This is a genomic window from Coprococcus hominis (ex Arizal et al. 2022) (assembly GCF_040094675.1).
GTDB classification, from domain to species: Bacteria; Bacillota; Clostridia; order Lachnospirales; family Lachnospiraceae; genus Coprococcus_C; species Coprococcus_C hominis.
The window spans coordinates 90928-112913 of record NZ_JBBNHG010000041.1; the positions used below are offsets into that span (position 1 = coordinate 90928).

The 21986-nt window shown below is 47.0% G+C and carries 23 protein-coding genes; 4 read left to right on the forward strand and 19 right to left on the reverse strand.

Translation table 11 applies throughout. The annotated features are described in order from the left end of the window. The 8 genes from AAAT93_RS13300 to AAAT93_RS13335 all read right to left on the reverse strand — a co-directional run bounded on the left by AAAT93_RS13300 (window position 1) and on the right by AAAT93_RS13335 (window position 6964). On the reverse strand, window positions 1–744 hold the full coding sequence (locus AAAT93_RS13300; RefSeq protein ID WP_227573197.1) for a type II secretion system F family protein: 744 nt from the start codon (window positions 742–744) through the stop codon (window positions 1–3). Continuing rightward, window positions 710–1963: a CpaF family protein gene (locus AAAT93_RS13305; protein ID WP_227573198.1), complete on the reverse strand. Its 1254-nt coding sequence runs from the start codon at window positions 1961–1963 to the stop codon at window positions 710–712. The genes AAAT93_RS13300 and AAAT93_RS13305 overlap by 35 nt, the downstream gene beginning before the upstream one ends. A 4-nt stretch (window positions 1964–1967) precedes the next feature. Further along, complete coding sequence (locus AAAT93_RS13310; protein WP_021984758.1) at window positions 1968–2840, reverse strand: hypothetical protein; 873 nt, start codon at window positions 2838–2840, stop codon at window positions 1968–1970. Continuing rightward, window positions 2830–3342: an A24 family peptidase gene (locus AAAT93_RS13315; RefSeq protein ID WP_117780461.1), complete on the reverse strand. Its 513-nt coding sequence runs from the start codon at window positions 3340–3342 to the stop codon at window positions 2830–2832. The genes AAAT93_RS13310 and AAAT93_RS13315 overlap by 11 nt, the downstream gene beginning before the upstream one ends. 298 nt (window positions 3343–3640) lie before the next feature. Further along, complete coding sequence (locus AAAT93_RS13320; protein WP_227573199.1) at window positions 3641–4816, reverse strand: TIGR01212 family radical SAM protein; 1176 nt, start codon at window positions 4814–4816, stop codon at window positions 3641–3643. 5 nt (window positions 4817–4821) lie between these two features. Continuing rightward, window positions 4822–5313 carry a tRNA (cytidine(34)-2'-O)-methyltransferase gene (locus tag AAAT93_RS13325; RefSeq protein ID WP_021984761.1) on the reverse strand — a complete coding sequence of 164 codons (492 nt, stop codon included), beginning with the start codon at window positions 5311–5313 and terminating at the stop codon, window positions 4822–4824. After that, on the reverse strand, window positions 5307–6485 hold the full coding sequence (locus AAAT93_RS13330) for a pyridoxal phosphate-dependent aminotransferase (RefSeq protein ID WP_227573200.1): 1179 nt from the start codon (window positions 6483–6485) through the stop codon (window positions 5307–5309). Before AAAT93_RS13330 ends, AAAT93_RS13325 begins: the two co-directional genes overlap by 7 nt. Then, on the reverse strand, window positions 6482–6964 hold the full coding sequence (locus tag AAAT93_RS13335; RefSeq protein WP_117780459.1) for an Lrp/AsnC family transcriptional regulator: 483 nt from the start codon (window positions 6962–6964) through the stop codon (window positions 6482–6484). Before AAAT93_RS13335 ends, AAAT93_RS13330 begins: the two co-directional genes overlap by 4 nt. Before the next feature lie 213 nt (window positions 6965–7177). Here AAAT93_RS13335 and AAAT93_RS13340 point away from each other — a divergent pair, with 213 nt between their 5' ends. Further along, the gene (locus tag AAAT93_RS13340; RefSeq protein ID WP_021984765.1) at window positions 7178–7801 is read left to right on the forward strand and encodes a hypothetical protein; all 624 of its coding nucleotides are present in this window, start codon (window positions 7178–7180) and stop codon (window positions 7799–7801) included. Between the two features lie 3 nt (window positions 7802–7804). On the opposite strand, the gene AAAT93_RS13345 is transcribed toward AAAT93_RS13340, so the two are convergent. The 9 genes from AAAT93_RS13345 to tmk form a co-directional block, all read right to left on the reverse strand. Next, window positions 7805–9112, reverse strand: coding sequence for an ATP-binding protein (locus AAAT93_RS13345; RefSeq protein WP_118545667.1), 1308 nt, complete (start codon window positions 9110–9112; stop codon window positions 7805–7807). 4 nt (window positions 9113–9116) lie between these two features. Next, window positions 9117–10355: an AI-2E family transporter gene (locus AAAT93_RS13350; RefSeq protein ID WP_117780456.1), complete on the reverse strand. Its 1239-nt coding sequence runs from the start codon at window positions 10353–10355 to the stop codon at window positions 9117–9119. 42 nt (window positions 10356–10397) lie between these two features. Then, window positions 10398–12383 (reverse strand): cellulase family glycosylhydrolase, encoded by a 1986-nt coding sequence (locus tag AAAT93_RS13355; protein WP_227573201.1) that lies wholly within the window; start codon window positions 12381–12383, stop codon window positions 10398–10400. A 61-nt stretch (window positions 12384–12444) separates the two neighbouring features. Next, window positions 12445–13281, reverse strand: coding sequence for a 16S rRNA (cytidine(1402)-2'-O)-methyltransferase (gene rsmI, locus AAAT93_RS13360; RefSeq protein WP_227573202.1), 837 nt, complete (start codon window positions 13279–13281; stop codon window positions 12445–12447). Continuing rightward, window positions 13282–14040 (reverse strand): tRNA1(Val) (adenine(37)-N6)-methyltransferase, encoded by a 759-nt coding sequence (locus tag AAAT93_RS13365; RefSeq protein WP_118374473.1) that lies wholly within the window; start codon window positions 14038–14040, stop codon window positions 13282–13284. Then, window positions 14030–14974, reverse strand: coding sequence for a PSP1 domain-containing protein (locus tag AAAT93_RS13370; RefSeq protein ID WP_021984771.1), 945 nt, complete (start codon window positions 14972–14974; stop codon window positions 14030–14032). The genes AAAT93_RS13365 and AAAT93_RS13370 overlap by 11 nt, the downstream gene beginning before the upstream one ends. Further along, complete coding sequence (gene holB / locus AAAT93_RS13375; RefSeq protein WP_118374472.1) at window positions 14971–15972, reverse strand: DNA polymerase III subunit delta'; 1002 nt, start codon at window positions 15970–15972, stop codon at window positions 14971–14973. Before holB ends, AAAT93_RS13370 begins: the two co-directional genes overlap by 4 nt. A 28-nt stretch (window positions 15973–16000) precedes the next feature. After that, complete coding sequence (locus tag AAAT93_RS13380) at window positions 16001–16447, reverse strand: YaaR family protein (protein ID WP_021984773.1); 447 nt, start codon at window positions 16445–16447, stop codon at window positions 16001–16003. Between the two features lie 33 nt (window positions 16448–16480). Next, the gene (gene tmk, locus AAAT93_RS13385) at window positions 16481–17110 is read right to left on the reverse strand and encodes a dTMP kinase (protein ID WP_021984774.1); all 630 of its coding nucleotides are present in this window, start codon (window positions 17108–17110) and stop codon (window positions 16481–16483) included. A gap of 143 nt (window positions 17111–17253) precedes the next feature. Here tmk and AAAT93_RS13390 point away from each other — a divergent pair, with 143 nt between their 5' ends. The 3 genes from AAAT93_RS13390 to tkt are packed head-to-tail and all read left to right on the forward strand — an operon-like array spanning window position 17254 to window position 20403. Further along, window positions 17254–17472 (forward strand): DUF1858 domain-containing protein, encoded by a 219-nt coding sequence (locus AAAT93_RS13390; RefSeq protein ID WP_021984775.1) that lies wholly within the window; start codon window positions 17254–17256, stop codon window positions 17470–17472. Window positions 17473–17532: 60 nt separating this feature from the next. Beyond that, the gene (locus AAAT93_RS13395; RefSeq protein WP_227573203.1) at window positions 17533–18375 is read left to right on the forward strand and encodes a Bax inhibitor-1 family protein; all 843 of its coding nucleotides are present in this window, start codon (window positions 17533–17535) and stop codon (window positions 18373–18375) included. 36 nt (window positions 18376–18411) lie between these two features. After that, window positions 18412–20403 carry a transketolase gene (gene tkt / locus AAAT93_RS13400; RefSeq protein ID WP_227573204.1) on the forward strand — a complete coding sequence of 664 codons (1992 nt, stop codon included), beginning with the start codon at window positions 18412–18414 and terminating at the stop codon, window positions 20401–20403. Between the two features lie 108 nt (window positions 20404–20511). On the opposite strand, the gene AAAT93_RS13405 is transcribed toward tkt, so the two are convergent. Continuing rightward, window positions 20512–21342, reverse strand: a complete 831-nt coding sequence (locus AAAT93_RS13405) for an adaptor protein MecA (RefSeq protein WP_118374468.1) — start codon at window positions 21340–21342, stop codon at window positions 20512–20514. Window positions 21343–21774: 432 nt separating this feature from the next. After that, window positions 21775–21945 (reverse strand): DUF362 domain-containing protein, encoded by a 171-nt coding sequence (locus AAAT93_RS13410; protein WP_021984779.1) that lies wholly within the window; start codon window positions 21943–21945, stop codon window positions 21775–21777. Between the last annotated feature and the right edge of the window lie 41 nt (window positions 21946–21986).

Consider the following 21986-nt stretch of genomic DNA (forward strand, 5'->3'; position numbering starts at 1 on the left):
TTACACCTCGATTCTTATTATTTTTTCAATCCACCACGCGCACAAACCAATGCCCGCCAACGAGACGCCCATCCAAAGTCTCCCGGTCGCAGTAGTGTAAAGCACCTGCATATAAGACGCATTTGTCATACGCAGAAACAACACAATTCCAAATGGAACAAACAGCATAATGCGTCCTTCTAATTTCTTCGCAGCCAGCACCGTCTGAATCTCCAGTTCCACCAGCTCAGACTCCTGCATTTGTCGCACCATCTGGCGAATCAGATACGGGATATTGCCGCCATAGCGTTTTGCAGCCTCAATCATAGCTGCCAGTTCCCGGATTTCATCCACGCCGCTTCGATCTGCAAGTGCCATCAGGAGCTGTTCGATCCGCTTATGACAGGCAATACCATTCGTCAAAATCTGTAGTTCCGCTTCCATCAACGGGAACTCCCCCGCGCTCGTCCGGTATGTCTGTACAAACGCATTTTCCAACGAATACCCGGCACTGATACTTCCTGACACCAGCGTCATCACTTCCCGGAATTCTGTTTTCAGCTGCCGCGTCCGCTTTTGCAGACAGCCCTGACGGAGCCGTTTTTGCACCACGGGGATACATATGGGAATCAACAGACATCCCCACCACGCATCAAAAAATAAATATCCTGCACTACCTCCAACCGCACAGCTTAGCAGAATCACGATCATCCAAAACCTGATATCCGCTCTATACACCCGGTAATCCACAAACCACCTCCTCAAAAATCTCCATCATCCCTGCACTCTGCATCTTCTCCAGATGCAGCAGGTCATTTACCTTCCGAAGCACGCCCTGCACCTTTCCGTTTCGCACGCCCGTCTCCTGAAACTCAAACAATGTGTTTAATCTGATTTCTCCATGTTCCATACCTTTTACCTCACATATCTCTACTACCTTGCGGGTTTTGTCCCGCAGCCGGCTCACATGAATGACAATATCCACCGCTGATGCAATCTGCCTGCGCACGGCAGGAAGCGGAATCTCCATTCCCATCAGCACCATCGTTTCCAATCGTGCCAGCATGTCCTCCGCCGAATTTGCATGTCCGGTCGACAGCGACCCATCATGTCCGGTTCCCATTGCAGAAAGCATATCGATTGCCGCCGCGTCCCGCACCTCACCCACAATGATCCGATCTGGGCGGAGCCGGAGACTCGCCTTAATCAAATCCCGAATTGTGATCTCGTTTTCGCCCTCCAGATTCGCCGTGCGTGCCTCCAGCCGAACCAGATTTTCCACACCGCGGATCTGTAATTCTGCCGAATCCTCAATCGTCACGATCCGCGCATCCTTTGGCACAAAATCACTGAGTGCATTCAGCATTGTCGTCTTGCCGGAACCGGTACCGCCGGAGATAAATATGTTGTACCCCGCCTGCACCAATATCCGCAGCACCGATGCAACGCCTGCATCCACACTTCCCATCGCAATCAATGCTTTCATATCAATCCGTTGTTTCGGAAACCGCCGGATCGTGATCACCGGTCCACCAAGCGACACCGGTCTTGTCACGATACATACACGCGAGCCATCCATCAGCCGCGCATCTACGATTGGAGACGCCGCATTGATCCGCCGGTTACAATCCCCGACAATATGCTGAATCACTGTCTCCAGTCGTTCCTCCGACGAAAATCCCTTCTCATAGCGCCGGATCACACCATCCCGCTCTACAAAAATATCCGACTGTCCATTGACCATGATCTCCGTTACCGTCTCATCTTCCAGAAGCTCCGTCAGCACATCCAGCCGCCGAAGGCTGTTAAACAACTCCACCCGCAGACCGACCTTTTCCTTCAAAGGGACATATTGATCCTTTGTCTCTTCGAGGATGCACCGGTCGATCATCCGCGCAATCTCTGCATCCTCCACATCCCTTGTCAGATCCAGTTCTGCCGCCACACGCATTTTCAGTCGTTCCCGCAAAGATTGTAGTTCCATTCCATTACCTCACATACATGTCTGCTATCTGATCCACATCCTGTCCTTCTAACTGGACATATTGCAGATTCTCTGTTTTTTCATATTCCTGACGCAACATTTGCTCGAATACCTTCTGTTTTTTCTGAGAAACTGTATCTCGAAGCGTCGGTATCAAGATCCGGTCAAATGCGCCAAATACTGCATAACTTGCCAATGCCATACCTCCAATATCAAACACTACACCCGCATACTGTCCGCGTCTTTGAATCGCTTCCCGGAACCATCGAAGATCCTCAATCTCGATCTGCCGGATATCCCGGAAACATTCCGGTGGCGGCAGACTCGCAACCGCATTTGCCTGCAAATACTCCAGACATTCCTCATTTCTGCTTTTCATGCAATAGAGCATCCAGCTTCCAATCCCTTTTTCATCTAAGCATTCCGAAATGCCTTCCCAATTCACATATAGGCTGTTCCCAATCCGCTCACACAGTTTTTTGGCAAACGTCGTTTTTCCGCATCGCCCCAGCGGGGAATACACGGCATAAAACATGCCTGTTTCTGTCACACAGGGCTGATTCGCTCCAATCATCTGAAGCATCGTTTCAACCAGATGTTCCACACTCTGGTACCGAAAAAAATACTGCGTCCGCCCGATATATTCGCGGTTTATCGTGAGCACCAGAACCGGGCAGTCCTCCGCGTCCTTCCAGTCCGCATAGCAGTCTCCAACCAGTATCAGCTCCGGTTTCTCCCGCTCCCGAAAAGCGGCATACACCGCAGGATTCGAAAATACATAAAGCTGGATCGGGATTGTTGCCCGCAAATTCAGATATTCCATTAACGCCCTTTGATATGCTGGATCAGAATCCAGCAGACACACCTTATATGCCAATCGACACACCCCCTGTCACATACGCAATATAGCCAAGCAGAATTGGTACCGACATGTGCATCCGCACACCCTCCGTCCGTTCTGCTTCTGACAAAAACGGCATTTTTCTTCGTTTCGCCAGTATAACCGCCAGCTTTCCAACTGCCAGTCCACCTGCAAATATGCAGGTATATAGAAGCACATTCCACACTTCTTTTCCCATAAATGCGCCGATCGCGCAAAACAACTTTACGTCCCCGGCACCCAATACCCGAATCCAGAACAGCCCATACAGGGTTGCAAACCCAATCAGCATGCCTTGTCCACCTGCCAAAAGTCCTTCCACGCCATGTGCATACCCCTGCAGCAGGAAACCGCAGCCAATCATACATAGGCAAAACCGGTTCGGAATTTTATACGTTCTAAGGTCCACTACGACCGCACCCAATAACCATATACCAAGTATAATGTTCCAGATTGCGCACCTCCTTTTCTGTGCAAAAACACGGTTCCAATCATGCAGTTTTCCAAATTATTCGTTCACATAGCTTATAAAATTCCTAAAAAAGGCAGAGCTTAACACACGCATAGTTATTCACAAACTCTGCAAATTCTTTGTTGGGTAATTCCATTGAAATTCGTAAAACAAATAATTGGAAAACGTTATGATTGTTACTTTTTCGACTGTGACCGAACTACGCCAGAACAACGATTCTCGACCACGAGCTGACTATACCACGGCTGGATAGATTTTGTAAAGCGTAAGTTTGGAACATTTGCGGGAGCCCGCATAAATACTAGAAAAAATGGGCAAAATTTTTTTATTTTGCCCATGTACCCTGTTCTCTTTTTTCGATTTTCATCTTCTGGTGAAGGGTGTTTAACACCTGTCGTTTGTTCCCCGACCAGAGCGGCGCGACTAAAATATTTTTCGGTCCATCGCCAGTGACACGATGAATCACAATATCCTCCGGAATCACTTCCAGACATTTGATAACAAGCTCAATATATTCATCCTGTGACAGCACTTCAAAGCTGCCTGCCTCATAATCCCCGCACAGATCCGTGCCTCGCAGCACATGCAGCAGCTGCAGCTTGATTCCAAAAGGTTTTGCCTGCTGTCCACACACATACCGCACCGTCGCAAGCATATCATCTTCCGTCTCGCCCGGCAGCCCTAAGATCACATGCGTGATATATGGGATATGGTTGTCTGCAAGTGCCTGAATCGCTGTTTCATAAGTAGAGAGCAGATATCCCCGGCGGATATATTCTGCTGTTGCTTCATGCATCGTCTGCAGTCCAAGTTCAATCCAGATGAATTTGCCACTCTCGGCATACTCCTTTTGCAATCTTCCGAGTATCGAAATAACTGTCTCTGCATTTCCGGACTGGTTCTCCACTGCAGCCATCTCCGCTTTTTTTACAGCTACCGATACTCCCGGAATCCCCAGACAATCCGGTCTTGTCGCAATACTGATTCCAACGACCGACTCCTCTTCTAATGCTTCCCGCCAGATGCGTTCCAAGTATGCCGGATCTCCATAGGTGTTCGTGTATGCCTGAAAATAAATGACGAACTTCTCTCCGACCTTCTTATGGAACTTCGCCATGCCACGTTCCATCTGCCGTTTGATATCAAGCGTTTTCCGCTCCACATCGACGCAGCTTCCCCGGCGCTCATATTCCTTATGATAAACCTCTGTCGATGCCCCGCGCGAATCCCGTTTCGACCGATGCTCGTACACACGGCCATTCGCCGAAGCACCAACCACGCTCTGTCCATCCTGCCTGCCACCACCTGCGATTGGCACTGCGAAATCGCCGCTTCCGCCGGCACTACAAAAAATACACCCACGTTCGCCAAGTGTACCATCACGGTTCGGGCAGGTAAGCCCTGCGTCGACCGCAATCTTGTACACCTTCTGTCCATAGGTGTATTTCATATATGCATCCAATGAATAATACGGCTTATCCAGCCATTTTTCCTGTCTCATAATCTCTACCACTGATAATGATGCAACTGCCCTTCTGTCTCTAATCCCGGGAAATCCAACTGTCTTAACGCCTCGTACAGCACGATACCAACCGAGTTCGATAAGTTCAGGGAACGTTCGCCCGGCATCATCGGGATGCGCACACAGGTTTCCTTATTCTGAAGCAGAATCTCCTCTGGAATCCCTCTGCTCTCGGCACCAAACATAATAAAGCAGTCATCCTCATATTTCACATCGGTGTACTTCTGCTTTGATTTTGTCGTTGCCATATAAACCTTCGCGCCCGGATTCTTCGCCAGAAAATCGTTGTAATCGTCATAGCGTGTCACATCCAGACGATCCCAGTAATCCAGTCCCGCGCGCTTCACCATCTTGTCATTTAATAAAAATCCAAGTGGCTCGATCAGATGCAGACGCACCCCCGTTGCCACGCAGGTACGTCCGATATTTCCTGTATTTGCCGGCATTTCCGGCTCATGTAATACGATGTTTAACATGTCTTTTGCTCTCTTAATCGTCCAATAAATCTCTCTAATCTTCCCATCGCCTCTTTGAGCTGCTCGATTGAGTATGCATACGAGATACGCAGGAATCCTTCGCCGCAGTCACCAAATGCCGTACCCGGCACAACTGCAAGTTCCTCTTCACGAAGCAGTCTCGTTGCGAATTCGTCACTCGTGATGCCAAACTCCTTGATGCATGGGAACACATAAAATGCGCCATGCGGCTCAAAGCACGGAAGTCCGACCTCCTCGAATTTCTTCAGCAGGAATCGGCGTCTCTGGTCATACGACTTGCACATCTTCTCGATATCTGCATCGCCATTCTTGATTGCCTCGATAGCTGCGTACTGACTGGTCGTTGGTGCACACATAATTGCAAACTGATGGATCTTCGTCATCTGATGTGCGATTACCTCCGGTGCAAGCGCATAGCCAAGTCTCCATCCGGTCATCGCATATGCTTTGGAGAAACCATTGATGACAATCGTCCGATCCTTCATACCCGGCAGAGATGAAATCGAGCAATGCTTCTGACCGCCATATGTAAGCTCGGAATAAATCTCATCGGAGATCACATAAATATCCTTCTCCTGGCAGATCTTCGCGATTGGCTCCAAATCCTCCTTCGTCATGACTGCACCGGTCGGATTGCTTGGGAATGCAAGGATCAGAATCTTCGTCTTATCCGTGATCGCTGCAAGCAGCTCCTCCGGTGTCAGACGGAACTGATTCTCATTTTTCAACTCGATTGTAACCGGCACAGCACCGATCAACTGTACACAAGGTACATACGATACATAGCAAGGCTCCGGGATAATAACCTCATCGCCCGGATCAAGCATGGCACGGAGTGCCACATCGATACCCTCACTGCCACCGACGGTCAGCAGTGCTTCGGTCTTATAATCATACAATACGTTATATTTTCTCTGATACCATTTACAGATTTCCTGACGTAGTTCAATCAATCCGGAATTCGATGTATAAAATGTCCGTCCTTTTTCCAGCGAACGGATACCCTCTGATCGAACATGCCATGGTGTATCAAAATCCGGCTCACCAACACCAAGTGAGATTGCATGTGGCATCTCACTTACAATGTCAAAGAACTTCCGGATTCCAGATGGCTTAATCTGTTCTATCGTTTTTGACAATGGATTTCTCACGGTGCGATTACCAACCTTTCGTCCTGACTTGGTGTCTGGAAAATAACACCATGGTCTTTATATTTTTTCAGTACAAAATTCGTGGATGTTGCAATGACATCCTCGATGATTGCCAGCTTCTCGGATACAAAATGAGAGATTTCCCGCAATGTCTTTCCCTGAATAACAACCATAAAGTCATACGCACCTGCGATCAGGTAGACGGAATGTACTTCATCGAAATTTCTGACACGATCCGCGATCTGGTCAAATCCCGCTTCTCTCTGTGGTGTAACCTTGACCTCGATCATGGCTGTTACCATCTCCTCGCCAACCTTATCCCAGTCGATCATAGTATGGTATCCACAGATGATGCTCTCGTCTTCCATTGCCTTGATATCCGCTTCCACCGCGGCTTCATCCGCGCCGATCATCGCGGCGATATCCTTCACTGTCAGTCTGCTGTCGGTTTCGAGCAGCTTCAAAATTTCATTTCTCATCACATCTACCTCCTAATATTTAGTCGCAACCTTGAATTTACATCCCGTCCATGATACATTGATGAAAAGATGCATTTAGATTGCAGAAACAAGCAATCCAACGACCATGGCAAATACCAGTACGCCGCAGATGATTGCTGCGATTCTCTTTGTCTTCTTTTTGTTACTGAAATCAAATAACATGAATTTTTACCTCCCGAAAGGATTATTTTTATGCATTATATTACGATTATCATTTGTTGTTCTTTTCTAGCTTTATGCTTTGTTGTCTCGCGAAATGTCTCCCGGTTTAAGAAAACACACGGGCAGAGCCGCGAGAGTCTTCTCGAACGCGAATCTGAAGCAAATTCCGTACGGAAGGCGGATATCTCCACCCTTCCCTATATCGAAATCCCTCTGGATACGCTTCCAGTTGACGCACTCTCCGCATGTGGTCATTTCAGGCTTGCGGACGAACTGCATGCACTGGCGGGCAAAAAAATCTTAAATCTCTCTATGTATACGAATACGGATTTGAAGATGATGTATGGTCCTGCCAACTTAGATACGTTGTCTGCCTGCGATGACGCCTACGCCGATCTGATCCTGCTTCTGAACAAGATCGGCAAAACATTACTCGAAGCAAATGACGCTTCCAGCGCCGAGCAGTTTCTATCTTATGCAGTCTCTATCGGCTCTGACATTACCGCCAGCTACACGATGCTTGCAACCATCTATGCGGACCGACACGACAAAAATCAACTCAATGAACTGATCCAAAAAGCTGAAACCATCACCTCTCTGTCCGGCAGGACGATCCAAATTAAGCTTCATTCTATCAAATCCGGACTAAAATAGCAATCATGCTTTTCCTAACAGATAATTCATGAACTGCTGGGCAGTACGTCCGGACACACCGCCATGGGAAAGCTCCCACTTGTTTGCCTCTGCTAAAAGCTCCTGCTCGGTAAGCCCGATCTCCGGATGCTTCTTCGCAAGTCCCAGTACGATATCATTAAATTCATTTCTTGACGGACGCGAATAACTGATCGTCACACCAAACCGGTTGACCAAAGAAAGCTTCTCCTGCATCGTATCGGAACGGTGCATGCCGTTATCGGTCTCCACATCATCCCGGTCATTCCACGTTTCCTTGATCAGATGTCTACGGTTTGAGGTCGCATAGATCAGCACATTATCCGGTTTTGTCTCAAGTCCGCCCTCGATTACCGCTTTCAGATATTTATACTCTATCTCAAATTCCTCGAACGACAGATCATCCATATAAATGATAAACTTATAATTCCGGTTCTTCACATGCGAGATCACAGCAGATAAGTCCTTAAACTGATGCTTGTAAATCTCAATCATACGCAGTCCCTGCTCATAATACTGGTTAATGATTGCCTTGATACTTGTGGATTTACCGGTACCACTGTCGCCAAACAACAGACAGTTATTCGCTTTCTTTCCAAGCACAAACGCCTCTGTATTATCTACAAGCTTTTTCTTCTGAATCTCATAACCAATCAGATCATCCAGCATTACCTTATCTGTATTCGTGATTGGGATAAATTCCAGTTCCTTACCCTCATCATGGCGGATACGAAATGCCTTGTTCAGACCAAACATGCCAACACCATACTGCTTGTAAAAAGCGGTCATGATAGCAAAGATCTCATCGACACTTTCCGCCTCGCTGACACGGTCGCTGATATCACGCACCTTCTCACTGACATTCTGGTTATACATCTGTTCCTTCTTCGGCAGTGACTTGTAATTCGTGATTGTTGTGAAACAGTCAATGCCAAGATCCTTCTCGATCGGTGCAAAATCAAAATGGAACAACCGCTTGAAGATTGCATAATCATTTTTTGCAAATGCATTGACTGAGCCATCTCCTGCGCCAACCTTCTCGCAGGTAAGCGTAAATGAATTCTCATTTGTGATCAGCAAAAACGCCAGATAATCCTGCCACAGATTCCGGTTGAAGCCATAGCTTGTTGCCACATCCAGAATCCGCTTGATCTGCTGGTAAATCCGTGTGACCAATTCCTCCTTGGTACTCGTCTTCTTCTCCCATGCCTCAAAAATATCCGCCATGCAATATAAGATACTGTCTTGCCCTAAATCACGATATAAAACGAGTCCCGGTACTTCTTTGTACATGTTGTTACATCTCCTTGTTTTGTTTTTTACTGTCCGTTTTTTCGACTTTTGATTTCATTGCAAACAGCCGCCTGCCTGCCGATTCAAGTGGGACTACATCGTCCGGCACCTGTTTGTCATCAACATTAATCTCCCGTTTTTTTATTCTCCGGTACACGATTGACCGGAAATATGCATAAAGCACAGACACAAGCGGAATGAAGATAAACATTCCGACCACACCCATCAGGTCTCCGCCGGCAATCACAGCCAGAAGCACCCAGATCGCGGGCAGATTAATGTCTCCGCCGACAAGCTTCGGATAGATAAAATAATTCTCTATAAACTGTAAAATAAAGAACAATAACACAAACCACAGCACCTGCTTCGGGTCAACAACCAGAAGCAGAAAGCATCCGATAAAAAGTCCGATAAATGCACCAAACACCGGTATCAATGCCGTAAATGCAATCAGAACGCCAATCGTAAGCGGATATTGTATGCCCGCGATTGCCATCGCAATCATGAACATGATTCCGAGGATGATACCCTCCCGGAACTGTCCGGTAAAAAACTTGGAGAATGTCGTACTTGCTATCTTACCGAACACCATCAGCTCATCTGCCGTCTTTTCCTTGAACAACGCATAGATGACAAGCTTCGTCTGCCTGCCGAGCTTCTCTTTCTGTGCCAGAATATATGCGGAAAAAATAATCCCGATAAATATATTTATGACGGTTCCAATGATAGATGAGAAGATAGAAACCGTCGCCGACATGATCTCTCCGCCGTTATCATTGAAGAACGAGAATATCTGGTCAAAATCCGGTTCAATGCCAGCAATCTTCTCCGATATTGCCGGAACATTCTTCGTATATGCAAGTGCAAGCTCCTTCGCCCGGTTTACAAATCCGGGCAGAAGCTCTTTCACCTTTCCAACCGTATCCGCAACCTCCGGTACAACTACAAACAGCACAAGCGCTATAAAAAGCAGTGCCGCGATATACGTAAGCACCATGCTGATCGGGCGCCGGAACCGGTACAGGCGGTTTTTTTCATTCTTGAAGATTCCCTGTTCGATTCCGCGCATCGGAATATTCAACACAAACGCAATCCCGCATCCAATCAAAAATGGAAGCAGCACAGAAAAAACCATACCGAAAAATCCACTTATAATATGCAGATGATTGACTACAAATATCAGAAGTACCGTAAAAGTAATAATCGCAAGTATCAATTGTACCAGATGTTTTTTGTCTTTCATTCTAATCTGCTGTATCAGTCATACAGCAAGCCTCCTTCTATTCTACCGGTTGATGCAGGCTCTCGCTGTCTTTCCCGGTGCCGCAGCTCCCTTCGGTACGAGCACAATCTGGATTCCCTCCAGACGTTTCGCCAGACCGCTTGTACCACTCATCTGACCATTCTTTGCCCAATCCAACCAACCGTATGACTGCACATGTACACGATAGTAAATATCATACTGCTGTGCTGCCTGTCCAGTCAGTTCAATCTGAATTGCCTCGAGACGCTTGCCAAGCCCGCTCGTTCCACTCGTTGTTCCATTGGATACCCAATTCTGCCAGCCAAATGTCTGTACGTGTGTCTTGTAACGGACACCACCGTTTATATTTCTTCCAAGGCGAATCTGGATTGCCTCCAGACGCTTTGCCTTTCCACTTGTTCCACTCATCGTGCCATCAGCGCGCCAGTTATTCTCCCAGCCAAACGTCTGCACATGCGTTTTGTAATTGATGCTACCCGGATACGCGGATACAAACGTCTTCGACGTTGCAACGCCCGGATTTGCACCCTTTGGTACGATCACGATATTGATTGCCTCCAGACGTTTTGCCAGACCTTCGGTTCCTGCCATCTCTCCATTCTTGGACCAATCTAACCAACCATACGTCTGCGCATGCACACGATAATATACATCGTATTTATCCTTGTTGGCACCGGTCAATTCAATGCAGATGGCTTCCAGACGTTTTGCCTCTCCCGTCGTTCCACTCATCACACCATTTTCTTTCCAGTCCTGCCAGCCATAGCTTTGCACATGCGTCTTATAACGGATACCCAGATTACTGTCCCCGGATACGCGGATTGTGATACCCTCCAGACGCTTTGCACTTCCGACAGTTCCTGCCATTTTACCATTGGATACTTCATTTTCCCAACCAAATGTCTGCACATGTGTCTTGTAAGATACCGTGATGTTCGGTGCCAGATTCTTTACCTCCGGATTGTTCTCTGCCGTATTTTCCATCCGGCTTCTATAATGATTCCGGATAAACTGTCCAGCCTTCGTCAGATCATCAACGGTCCAGCCGCTTGTCTTTCCACAACTGCTCTTGATCAGGGCAGAACTTTCATTCTTATTACACAAACTCCAGACGCAATAGCTGACGTTGCGGTCATCACACCGCTTCATCCACTCTGCCGCCTTGTTCAGATCGACATTTCCATTTCCACTCGCCTCGGACAGTCCAAACTCGGATACAAATACCGGAAGTCCCTTGTCGATCGCAGTACCGATCTTCGCCGTCAGCCACTGATTATGGCTGGACTCAGAAGCATAGAAATGAAATGCATACATTAAATTGCTGTAGCCACGGATTGGATCATCCGCCGGCTCATACGTATGTCCCTGATTTCCAAGCTGTGACCATGTCGGTGTTCCTACGATAATGATTGCGTCCTTGTCATATGCACGGATTGTCTGAATAACTTCTGTCGCATAGCTCTTGATATCAGACCAAGGACAGTTGCTCGGCTCGTTGCAGATCTCATAGATGACATTGTCGTAATTTTTATACTTCTGTGCCATCTCCTTGAAGAAGCTCCTCGCCTCGCTCGTATAATTCTTCGGATTCACGTTTAACAGATGCCAGTCAATAATCGCATACATGCCAAGCTCTGTTGCATACTGCACGCCATCTGTTACTTTTTTCTTCATACCGTTCCGGTCGCTGTAATAACCGCCCTCATCGACATACATCGCAAGACGGATCGCATTTGCGCCCCAGTCATCGCGCAGCGTCTGATAGGCTGCCTTGTTATTGTACTGACCAAACCACTGCAGTCCATGTGTACTCACACCATGAATTTGGAATGGCTGTCCATTCTTATCTACCAGCTGTGTACCCTTGACTGCCAGCTTTCCATGTGTCGAAACTGCTGTTGCCGCAGCCGCCTCTGCCTCCTTCGCCGGCGTAAGCACTGTTACCACACTGAGCACCAGTACGACTGTCATCAACCATGCGAGAATCCTTCTCTTCGTTTGTTTCATTGCATTTCCTCCCTTTTCCCTTCTCTTTGTAACCCTCATTTATCTTCATCCGTCGTCCGGATTATATACTTGCCGCATACACATCCCGCTTGGAAATGCCACGATCTTTCGCGACCAGCTTCATCGCTTCTTTTTTGTCGATTCCCTGATCGAGATACATCTGCAGATGTTCCTCAATGCTCATCGCTTCCCATTTTTGCTGTGCTTCCTTCTCGATTGCTTCCCGCGACAAGCCTTCGATCACCAAAATGCATTCGCCCTTCGGCTCTTCCTGCGCGTAGAAATCGCTCGCTTCCTGCAACGTCGTTTTCCAGAATGTCTCATGCTTCTTCGTGATTTCCCGGCAGACCGTAACCGAACGGTTTCCAAGCACGCCAAGCAGCTCCTGCAATGTCTTCTTCAAACGATGTGGTGCTTCATAGACCACCATCGTACGCGTCTCCCGCGCCAGCTCCGCAAGTACCGCCTGCCGTTCTTTTTTATCCATCGGCAAAAACGCTTCAAATGCAAATCGTCTGGTTGCCTGCCCGGACGCGATCAGTGCATTGACCGCCGCACACGCCCCCGGCACCGGAACCACTTTGATTCCTGCCTCATAGCACTGCTTCGTGATTTCCTCTCCCGGATCGGAAATTCCCGGCGTTCCGGCATCCGTAATCACTGCAATATTCATGCCTTCCAGAAGCTTGCCTACAAGCACCTGTGCTTTTTCATATTTATTATGTTCATGATAGCTAGTCATCGGTGTCTTGATGTCGAAATGATTGAGCAGCTTGATACTGTTTCTCGTGTCCTCCGCCGCGATCAGATCTACCTCTCCAAGCAGCCGCACCGCCCGGTAGGTCATATCCTCCAGATTGCCGATTGGCGTTGCAATCAAATACAATGTTCCCGCCATTTATCTGTCTCCATATCGTGTCAGCAGATCCTCGGTGTACGAACCGTCCCTGTTATATACAACAAGTGCCGGCTCTACCTTGAGCATCGTCCGACCGCCTTTATTTCCTTCAATCAAAACCATATTCGGTTCCTTGTCTGCATACGGCTGCACCATACACATACGCTTCGGTTCGATCCGGTACTCTGACATCAGACGTATGATCTCTGCCAGTCGGAATGGTTTATGTACCATCGCAAATGTACCGCCCTCACAAAGCAGATACGCCGCTGCCTTTATCACGTCCAAAAGCTCCATCAATATCTCATGCCGCGCAATGTTCTTTGGGGAATTCTCATTTTCCAGCCCATGATTCCCCTTGATATAGGGCGGATTACTTGTAACCGCAGAAAAACTTCCCGGTTTGAAAAGCTCCCGCACCTGCCGCATATCGCCTTCCACAACAGAGATCTCTGTCTCCAATCCATTCATCTGCACACTACGCCTCGCCATATCCGCGCTGTACGCCTGCACCTCAAGTCCGGTAAAATGTCTGCCCTTGCCGCGCGCCTGCATCAGCATCGGGATCACGCCTGTCCCGGTCCCAAGATCGATCACGGAACCATTCGGCGCACCTGTCGCAAAATCTGCAAGCAGCACTGCATCCATGCCAAAGCAGAATACGTCCTTGTTCTGAATGATATCGTAGCCACGGCATTGCAGATCATCGATCCGCTCACCCGGTTTCAGCCACTTCTCTTTCTCATCCTTAGTCCTCATCGAGCTTTGACTTTCCTTCCTTGCGCTCCAGATTCTCCAGTTCCTTCAACTCTTTGTCGGACGAGCCATCATTGCCGCCCTTCTTACCATGGCCGCCACCTTTTTGACCGCCTTTTTTCTTCGGTCTGAAACGAAGCTCATCGACCTTGTACTCTTCTATTTCAAATGTATCATCTTCCTGTGCCACCTTCAGTTTTACCTTCTGGCGCAGGACACTAACTGCCGTTACCTCGCCGGTTTTGCCATCAAATGTCTTCACGACATCTCCAACATTTGGAAGTTTTTTATTCAAATATTCATAAGTCTCCTGCTCATGAGCCAGACAACACATCAGTCTGCCACACACACCGGAAATCTTCCCCGGATTCAACGACAGATTCTGCTCTTTTGCCATCTTGATGGAAACTGGTCCAAACTCCGACAGATGTGCATTACAGCAAAGCCGTCTGCCACAGATGCCAATGCCGCCGAGAATCTTTGTCTCATCCCGCACACCTACCTGACGCAGCTCAATACGTGTCTTGAATACCGCTGCCAGATCTTTGACCAGCTCACGAAAATCCACTCTGCCATCCGCCGTGAAATAAAACAATACCTTGCTGTTATCAAATGAATACTCCGCTCCGATCAGCTTCATTTCCAGACCGCGCTTTTCGATCTTCTCCTTGCAGATGACCATTGCTTTTTTATTTTTCTCTAAATTCTCCGCATGCTTCTTCTCATCCGCCTCGGTTGCGATCCGGATGATCGGCTTTAACTCGCCCTGCAGCTTCGTCTCATCCACTTCCCTGCGTCCGAGCACAACCTTTCCAAACTCTACGCCATGCTGTGTCTCCACAATGACATATCTGCCCGGATCAATCTTATAATTGAGCGGATTGAAAAAATATATCTTTCCATTCTCACGGAAACGAACTCCGATTACTTCTTTCATTCTTCAGCCGATGCCTCCTCTTTTAAAGTCAGAAGCAACAGTTCGATTGTCACTTCAAAATTCGCATTGGCAAGCAGTCGCTGCTCTGCCTTTGCGATCGCATCAATCTTGTCCTCGATGCTCTTAAATGTTAGCTTTCCAGCCTGTTTCTTCAAGGTAGAAAACTCGTTTTTAAACAGGATTTTATCGACATTTCCGGTTACCTTCAGCATCATGGCATCCCGGTACCACATCATCATCAAATCCATGTAATCATTCATAGACATCTTAAACTGCTCGATATCCTTGACCGCTTTTCCAAGCGTCTCCACATCCATCTCGTCGATATGCGCCAGCACGCCAACAACCGAATCCACGATCGCCGCATACTCGTCATTGCCTGCGAGCTTGATTGCCTTTCCAAGATTACCCTGTGCAAAATCGAGACAGAAATATGCCTTTTCCTTTGTCAGTCCCATTACATTCGTCAGATATGCCAGCACATCGCGCTCACGGATTGGCTTCGTCTGCAGCTTCAGGCAACGGGATTTCACTGTTTCCAACAGCTTATCAAGATTTGTCGTAAGCAACAGGATCACCGCATACGCCGGTGGCTCCTCAATCGTCTTCAACATGGCATTTTGTGCCTGTACATTCAAAAGCTCCGCATCCGGGATAATGTAAATCTTATACTTTCCTTTATACGGTTTGATGTCAATTGTATTTATGAGCTGGTCACGAACCTCATCCACTGAAATCAGATTCGGCTTCTCATGCGTTACCGTGATGATATCCGGATAGTTTCCGGTTGAAACCTGTAAGCAGGACTGACAGGTTCCACAGGCTTCTGTACCGCCTGCCTCACACTCCAGTGTCTCCGCAAATGCATAGGCAAGCGCTTTTTTTCCGCTGCCGGCATCTCCGCTTATAATATACGCATGCGCAACATTTCCCGTTTCAATGCTGCTCTTAAAATGTGCAATTATATCCTCGTGGCCCACTATTCCTTTAAATCCCATAGCGTTCCCTCACTTTCTTTTTATTCGTTTATGTTGATATATCGATCAGCAATCCGCGGATATCATCGATCTTGCCGAGGATCGCGAGATGATCTTTCTCTTCCTTCATCAGTTCCTGTGCCAGATCGTCAAGGTTTTTATCCACCTGCCGGATGATACCGTACACCCGGTGTCTGCCGCGGCGATCTAAGAAATTTTCTCTTGAAAATTCATGTGCATTTGCCGCAACCTCATTCATAAATTCTTTGATAGAGGTGCGGTATTTCTTCATATCCTTGATATCCATGTGCTTGGCAATCTTCTCGCCCTGCTCCTCGATATCCTTCATCAGTCCGGTCAGTTTTTCCTTCAGATCGGCTTTATCTATGTTGCGGATGAGAGTAAACTTGAACTCTTCGTCCGTCGCCTTCTGGCTCTTGGGGGCTTCCATCTGCGTCAATTGCTGTAATTGACTGATCTTCACATTGTTGTCCACGTACTCTCCTCCTTTCGGTATCTTTGTTGCAGCTTACCTCGCGGCAAGCAGTTTTTCAACTTTGTCCACGATTGCCGCATGTATCGTGTCGATGTCCTGTGTCGCGTCAATCGTCACGATTCGCTCCGGGGCAAGTGCCGCCAGATCACGGTAGCCCTGCGCCACCTTCTCATGAAAAGCGGTGGATTGTGCCTCCATCCGGTCTAACTCTGCGCGGGATTTTGCACGGGCAAGTCCAACTTCCGCCGGTAGATCCAGATGAATCGTCAGATCCGGCCAGATTCCCTGCATTGCGAATCCATTTAGCTCATAAATCTTCTCGACGCCAAGTCCGCGTGCCATCCCCTGATAGACGGCAGAGGAATCCACAAAACGGTCACTAATCACCGCTTTTCCTGCGTCCAGCGCCGGTTTGATCACCTGCGCCACAAGCTGTGCACGTGCCGCTGCATAAAGCAATGCCTCCGTATGGTCATCCATCTCCGCATATTCCCGGTTCAGAAGAATCCCGCGAACTGCTTCACTGATCACCGTTCCACCCGGCTCTCTCGTCACAACAACTTCGTCATAGCCGTGCTGCATCAAATGCTCTTTCAATTTCAAAATCTGCGTTGTCTTGCCGGAACCATCCGGTCCCTCCATCGTCAGAAAAATTCCCTTCATTTGTCCTACCTTTTCCTTCGCATAGCTATTTATACTATACCATTATTAGAAGGATTTTACCATAGATTTTTTCTTTATTATATGTTATACTTAGTTGTGTTTTGCGAAAAGAGCGAAACAGAAGAATAAGGAGGTCTTATATTATGGCAAAACAGATTGATAAATCTATGTTAATTCACGAGATTATCGAGGTTGATCCAGGCAATGCCGCTATCCTTATGGCAGCCGGCATGCACTGTGTCGGATGTCCTTCCGCAGCTATGGAAAGCCTTGAAGAAGCATGCATGGTTCATGGCATGAATTGTGATGAAGTCATCGCTGACATCAACGCATACCTTGCTAAGAAAGAGGCAAATGCATAAATAACATGCGCGGCAAGTGGGAAACCGCCTGCCGCAGCATATTTTAAAGGAGGTAATCTTATGTCCTACAACAATGATTATAACAACGGCTATAACAATGGTTATAATAATGGCTCCAACAACGGTTATAATAATTACAATAACCGGTACAATTATCAGGACAACAACCAGTATAACTATCAATACAATAACCAGTATCAGTACAACAATGCAGGATATGATTACAACAATGGCTACAATGCCGGCTATGGCTCATCCGCAAAGATCATTTCCAGCGAGATGTACAATCTGATCATCGGCGGTGTACTGCTGTACGGCTTCATTATCAATGCGATCATGACTGCCGTCTTCGGCGATTCCATCGTCAGCTTTGTATTAACGAATCCGATTGCTTTTTATATCGGTTACTTCATTCTCGCCATCGCTGGTACATTTATGGTTCGTAAATCCGACAATCCGGTTGTCAGCTTCATCGGATACAATCTGATGGTTGTTCCAATCGGTATGGTTATTGCCGTATCCGTAACCTTGTATAGTGCGATCGGATACAACATGATAGTCGCAACCGCATTCGGTATTACAGCTGCCGTAACACTTGTGATGATGATTATTTCTTCCATCTACCCGAATTTCTTTTTAAGCATGGGAAGAACACTTGGTATCACGTTGCTTATCACCGTTGTGGTTGAAGCAATCATGCTGATCGCAGGTGCAAGCCTTGGTATCATCGACTATGTCGTTGTCGCAATCTTCTGCCTGTATGTCGGCTACGACTGGGCAAAGGCGAACGCAATTGAAAAGACCGTAGATAACGCGATTGATTCCGCTTCTGAGTTGTATTTGGATATTGTAAACCTGTTCCTGCGTATCATGAAGATCTTAGCACGTGCGAACAGAAATTAATCATACAAGAAACTTATTTAGAGGAGAGCATTGAACATGAGTAGTGCAATTGACACAAAATCCGTAAATTCCATTCGTGTGCTTGCCGCAGACGCCATCCAGAAGGCAAACTCCGGTCATCCGGGACTTCCACTTGGTTCTGCTCCTATGGCATATGAGCTGTGGGCAAACCACATGAACCACAATCCGAAAGATCCAAAATGGGAAAACCGCGACCGTTTCATTCTGTCCGGTGGACATGGCTCCGCCCTGTTATATTCCCTGCTTCACTTCTTCGGTTACGGTATCACAATTGATGATATGAAAAACTTCCGTCAGCTTGGTTCCAAGACACCGGGACATCCGGAATATGGTCACACGGTTGGCGTAGAAGCCACCACTGGTCCACTTGGCGCCGGTATGGCAATGGCAGTTGGTATGGCAATGGCAGAAAAGCATCTTGCCGCAACTTTCAACAAAGAAAACTTCCCAGTTGTTGACCACTATACTTATGTACTTGGTGGCGATGGCTGTATGATGGAAGGTATCAGCTACGAAGCATTCTCACTCGCAGGCACACTTGGTCTGGAGAAGCTGATCGTATTATATGATTCCAACAATATTTCAATCGAAGGTGACACGAACATCGCATTCCGCGAGAATGTAAGACAGCGTTTCGAGTCCTTCGGTTTCCACACACAGCTTGTTGAGGACGGAAATGACTTAGATGCCATCGGCAAGGCAATTGAAGCAGCCAAGGCAGAAAAAGGCAGACCTTCCATGATTGAGATCAAGACGAAGATCGGTGCAGGCTGTCCTGCCAAGGAAGGCAAGGCAAGTGCACACGGCGAGCCACTCGGTGTTGAAAACGTTGCAGCCCTTCGTGCAAACCTTGGTATCGCAGACAACGGACCTTTCGTATTAGATCAGGATGTCTACGATCATTTCGCCAAGCTTGCTGAGGAGAAGGCAACGGTCGAGGATGCATGGAATGCATTATTCGCAGACTACTGCAAGACATATCCGGAGATGAAAGAGCTGTGGGACAACTACCACAACACCGACAACGCAAAATGTCTCTATGACTTGGACGAGTTCTGGAATTCTTTCGACAAGCCGGAAGCAACCAGAAATGTATCCGGAAAGCTTTTGAATATTATCAACAATGTTGTTCCTAATATGTTTGGTGGTGCAGCAGACCTTGCTCCATCAACCAAGACAAACATGAAGGATGCCGGGGACTTCTCCAAGGAGAATCCGCTTGGCAAGAACATTCACTTTGGTATCCGTGAAATCGCAATGGCAGCCATCGGAAATGGTATTGCCCTGCACGGAGGTTTACGTCCATTCGTCTCTACATTCTTCGTATTCAGCGATTATGTAAAGCCAATGGCAAGACTTTCCGCTCTGATGGGTGTTCCTCTTACTTATGTACTGACACACGACAGTATCGGCGTCGGTGAAGATGGTCCAACTCACGAGCCAATTGAGCAGCTCGCTATGCTCCGCGCTATGCCGAACTTCTATGTATACCGTCCAGCAGATGCAACGGAATGTGCAGCCGCATGGTACTTCGCAACAAATAAGAAGGATGCGCCTACTGCGCTGGTTCTCTCCAGACAGAATCTGCCACAGTTAGATGGCAGCAGCCAGGAAGCATTAAAGGGCGGTTACATCTTAGAGGATTCTACGAAGGATACACCAGATGCCATCATCATCGCAACCGGTTCGGAAGTTTCCCTTGCTGTCGAGGCAAAGAAAGAGCTTGCAGCCGAGAATATTGATGTCCGCGTTGTCAGCATGCCATGTATGGATCTGTTTGAGGATCAGCCAGATGAGTACAAGGATGCAATACTTCCAAAGAACGTCACAGCCAGAGTTGGTGTCGAAGCACTCTCCGAGTTTGGATGGGGCAAATACATCGGTATCAACGGCGAGTTCGTCGGAATGAAGTCCTTCGGTGCTTCTGCGCCAGGCAATCAGCTCTTTGAGCACTTCGGCATCACAAAGGATGCAGTTGTTGCAGCTGTGAAGAAAACTTTGAACTAACCTATTATAAATTCCATACATCATGCAGATAGAAATATCTGCATAATACACAAAAAAGATCATCGACGTCAACAATAACGTCGATGATCTTTTTTATTTCACTGTTCTTTACAGCTTCGCAAGTGTCTGCAATGCATTCGCATCAATAATCAGTTTATAATGCTCACGCATGTGACTTGGTGTAGCATACGTTGCACGTACCCGGTTACTATATTCACCCAACAGGTTACAGGTCTTCACAAACTCATTGTCTGTGTTTTTATCCTTCGTCATATACAGATAAAAACGACTGTCTCGCGGATTCTTATACAAAGAATTCTCGCTGTCATAGATACCCTTTACAAGTTTTGCAGACAAGATAACCTGATCCAGATTCTTAAATGCATAGATACGGAAGATTTCCGGCTGTTCCACCGCCTGCGGAATCTCTGTTCTGCGATCCGATGCAGATGGATTCGTCTGTGCCGGCTTTACGCCCTTACCACTCATCAGACCACTTAAGTCTTCCGCCAATCCGCCGATTGCCTTCAGCAGTCCATTCACCGGATTGTCCTCGACAATGGATTCGCCATCGGCTTCATCTGCCAATCCAAGACCACCATCCGAATCTTCATCCTCCTCATCGTCCTCATAGGAATCATCCACATCCGATGGACGTGTAAATCTGGAGAATCTTGTATCCAGTTCCTCCGGATCATCTACTTTTGTAATAACCAGAATCAAACACTCTGGCGATACAGGTATTGCTTCTATCATAAGCGGAACATTATCCACTTCAAATCCTAATTCACTGGATGCCTGTTGCATCAGTTCCCGGAACAGTTCTTTGGCTTTGTCTGTTCCATATGCTAATTCCGTTAAATGAAGTTCCTTATCTGCCAAGTCTGACTTATAAAGTGTGCAACGTATCTGATTCTCGCTTAATCGTTCTAGCTTCATACTCGTCAACTCCTTCGCAAGTGTTTACAAAAACATTATTTTTTGTATTACTTAGTTTATCACAAAACTCCCACATGTAAAGCGATTTCTCAATATTTTCACAAAATATTACTGGAAATTCGATTCCAGAGACTTGCTTTTTTCCCAATAATATAGTATGGTAAATCTTGCATAGTTATTTACAATTCTTATTTCTTTACAGGTATTTCCTGTAGCTTTATTCCAATTATATTTACAGATGTGTCATATCATACGAAGGAATATAAAACTATCACAGAAGCTTCTTATATCTATACGGATATGATATGCGCGCAGCGAAGGAAGGTGATATCGGTCACATAAAATAATTTCCATATTGTGATATCAAGACATAAGAAAAAGAGCCTTGATTGACAATCAAGACTCTTTTTCTATATGTAATCATTTGACCGATTACTCCTCAGAGATAACACCCGTTGGGCAAGTTCCTGCACATGCTCCACATGAGATACATGCAGAAGCGTCGATTTCGTACTTGCCATCGCCTTCTGAGATTGCGCCTACAGGACAAGCGCCTGCACATGCTCCACACATAACGCATCCATCGTTGATCTGAAATGCCATGGTAATATCCTCCTTACTCTTCATTCAGTATTGATAATATC

What these genes read in the sequence shown, in the direction of transcription:
- AAAT93_RS13410 (WP_021984779.1), bottom strand. Translation starts at nt 21,945, where the DNA reads ATGGCATTTCAGATCAACGATGGATGCGTTATGTGTGGAGCATGTGCA.
- AAAT93_RS13355 (WP_227573201.1), bottom strand. Translation starts at nt 12,383, where the DNA reads ATGAAACAAACGAAGAGAAGGATTCTCGCATGGTTGATGACAGTCGTA.
- AAAT93_RS13395 (WP_227573203.1), top strand. Translation starts at nt 17,533, where the DNA reads ATGTCCTACAACAATGATTATAACAACGGCTATAACAATGGTTATAAT.
- holB (WP_118374472.1), bottom strand. Translation starts at nt 15,972, where the DNA reads ATGGGATTTAAAGGAATAGTGGGCCACGAGGATATAATTGCACATTTT.
- AAAT93_RS13370 (WP_021984771.1), bottom strand. Translation starts at nt 14,974, where the DNA reads ATGAAAGAAGTAATCGGAGTTCGTTTCCGTGAGAATGGAAAGATATAT.
- AAAT93_RS13320 (WP_227573199.1), bottom strand. Translation starts at nt 4,816, where the DNA reads ATGAGACAGGAAAAATGGCTGGATAAGCCGTATTATTCATTGGATGCA.
- AAAT93_RS13390 (WP_021984775.1), top strand. Translation starts at nt 17,254, where the DNA reads ATGGCAAAACAGATTGATAAATCTATGTTAATTCACGAGATTATCGAG.
- AAAT93_RS13335 (WP_117780459.1), bottom strand. Translation starts at nt 6,964, where the DNA reads ATGAGAAATGAAATTTTGAAGCTGCTCGAAACCGACAGCAGACTGACA.
- AAAT93_RS13350 (WP_117780456.1), bottom strand. Translation starts at nt 10,355, where the DNA reads ATGAAAGACAAAAAACATCTGGTACAATTGATACTTGCGATTATTACT.
- AAAT93_RS13345 (WP_118545667.1), bottom strand. Translation starts at nt 9,112, where the DNA reads ATGTACAAAGAAGTACCGGGACTCGTTTTATATCGTGATTTAGGGCAA.
- tkt (WP_227573204.1), top strand. Translation starts at nt 18,412, where the DNA reads ATGAGTAGTGCAATTGACACAAAATCCGTAAATTCCATTCGTGTGCTT.
- tmk (WP_021984774.1), bottom strand. Translation starts at nt 17,110, where the DNA reads ATGAAGGGAATTTTTCTGACGATGGAGGGACCGGATGGTTCCGGCAAG.
- AAAT93_RS13325 (WP_021984761.1), bottom strand. Translation starts at nt 5,313, where the DNA reads ATGTTAAACATCGTATTACATGAGCCGGAAATGCCGGCAAATACAGGA.
- AAAT93_RS13305 (WP_227573198.1), bottom strand. Translation starts at nt 1,963, where the DNA reads ATGGAACTACAATCTTTGCGGGAACGACTGAAAATGCGTGTGGCGGCA.
- AAAT93_RS13405 (WP_118374468.1), bottom strand. Translation starts at nt 21,342, where the DNA reads ATGAAGCTAGAACGATTAAGCGAGAATCAGATACGTTGCACACTTTAT.
- rsmI (WP_227573202.1), bottom strand. Translation starts at nt 13,281, where the DNA reads ATGGCGGGAACATTGTATTTGATTGCAACGCCAATCGGCAATCTGGAG.
- AAAT93_RS13340 (WP_021984765.1), top strand. Translation starts at nt 7,178, where the DNA reads ATGCATTATATTACGATTATCATTTGTTGTTCTTTTCTAGCTTTATGC.
- AAAT93_RS13365 (WP_118374473.1), bottom strand. Translation starts at nt 14,040, where the DNA reads ATGAGGACTAAGGATGAGAAAGAGAAGTGGCTGAAACCGGGTGAGCGG.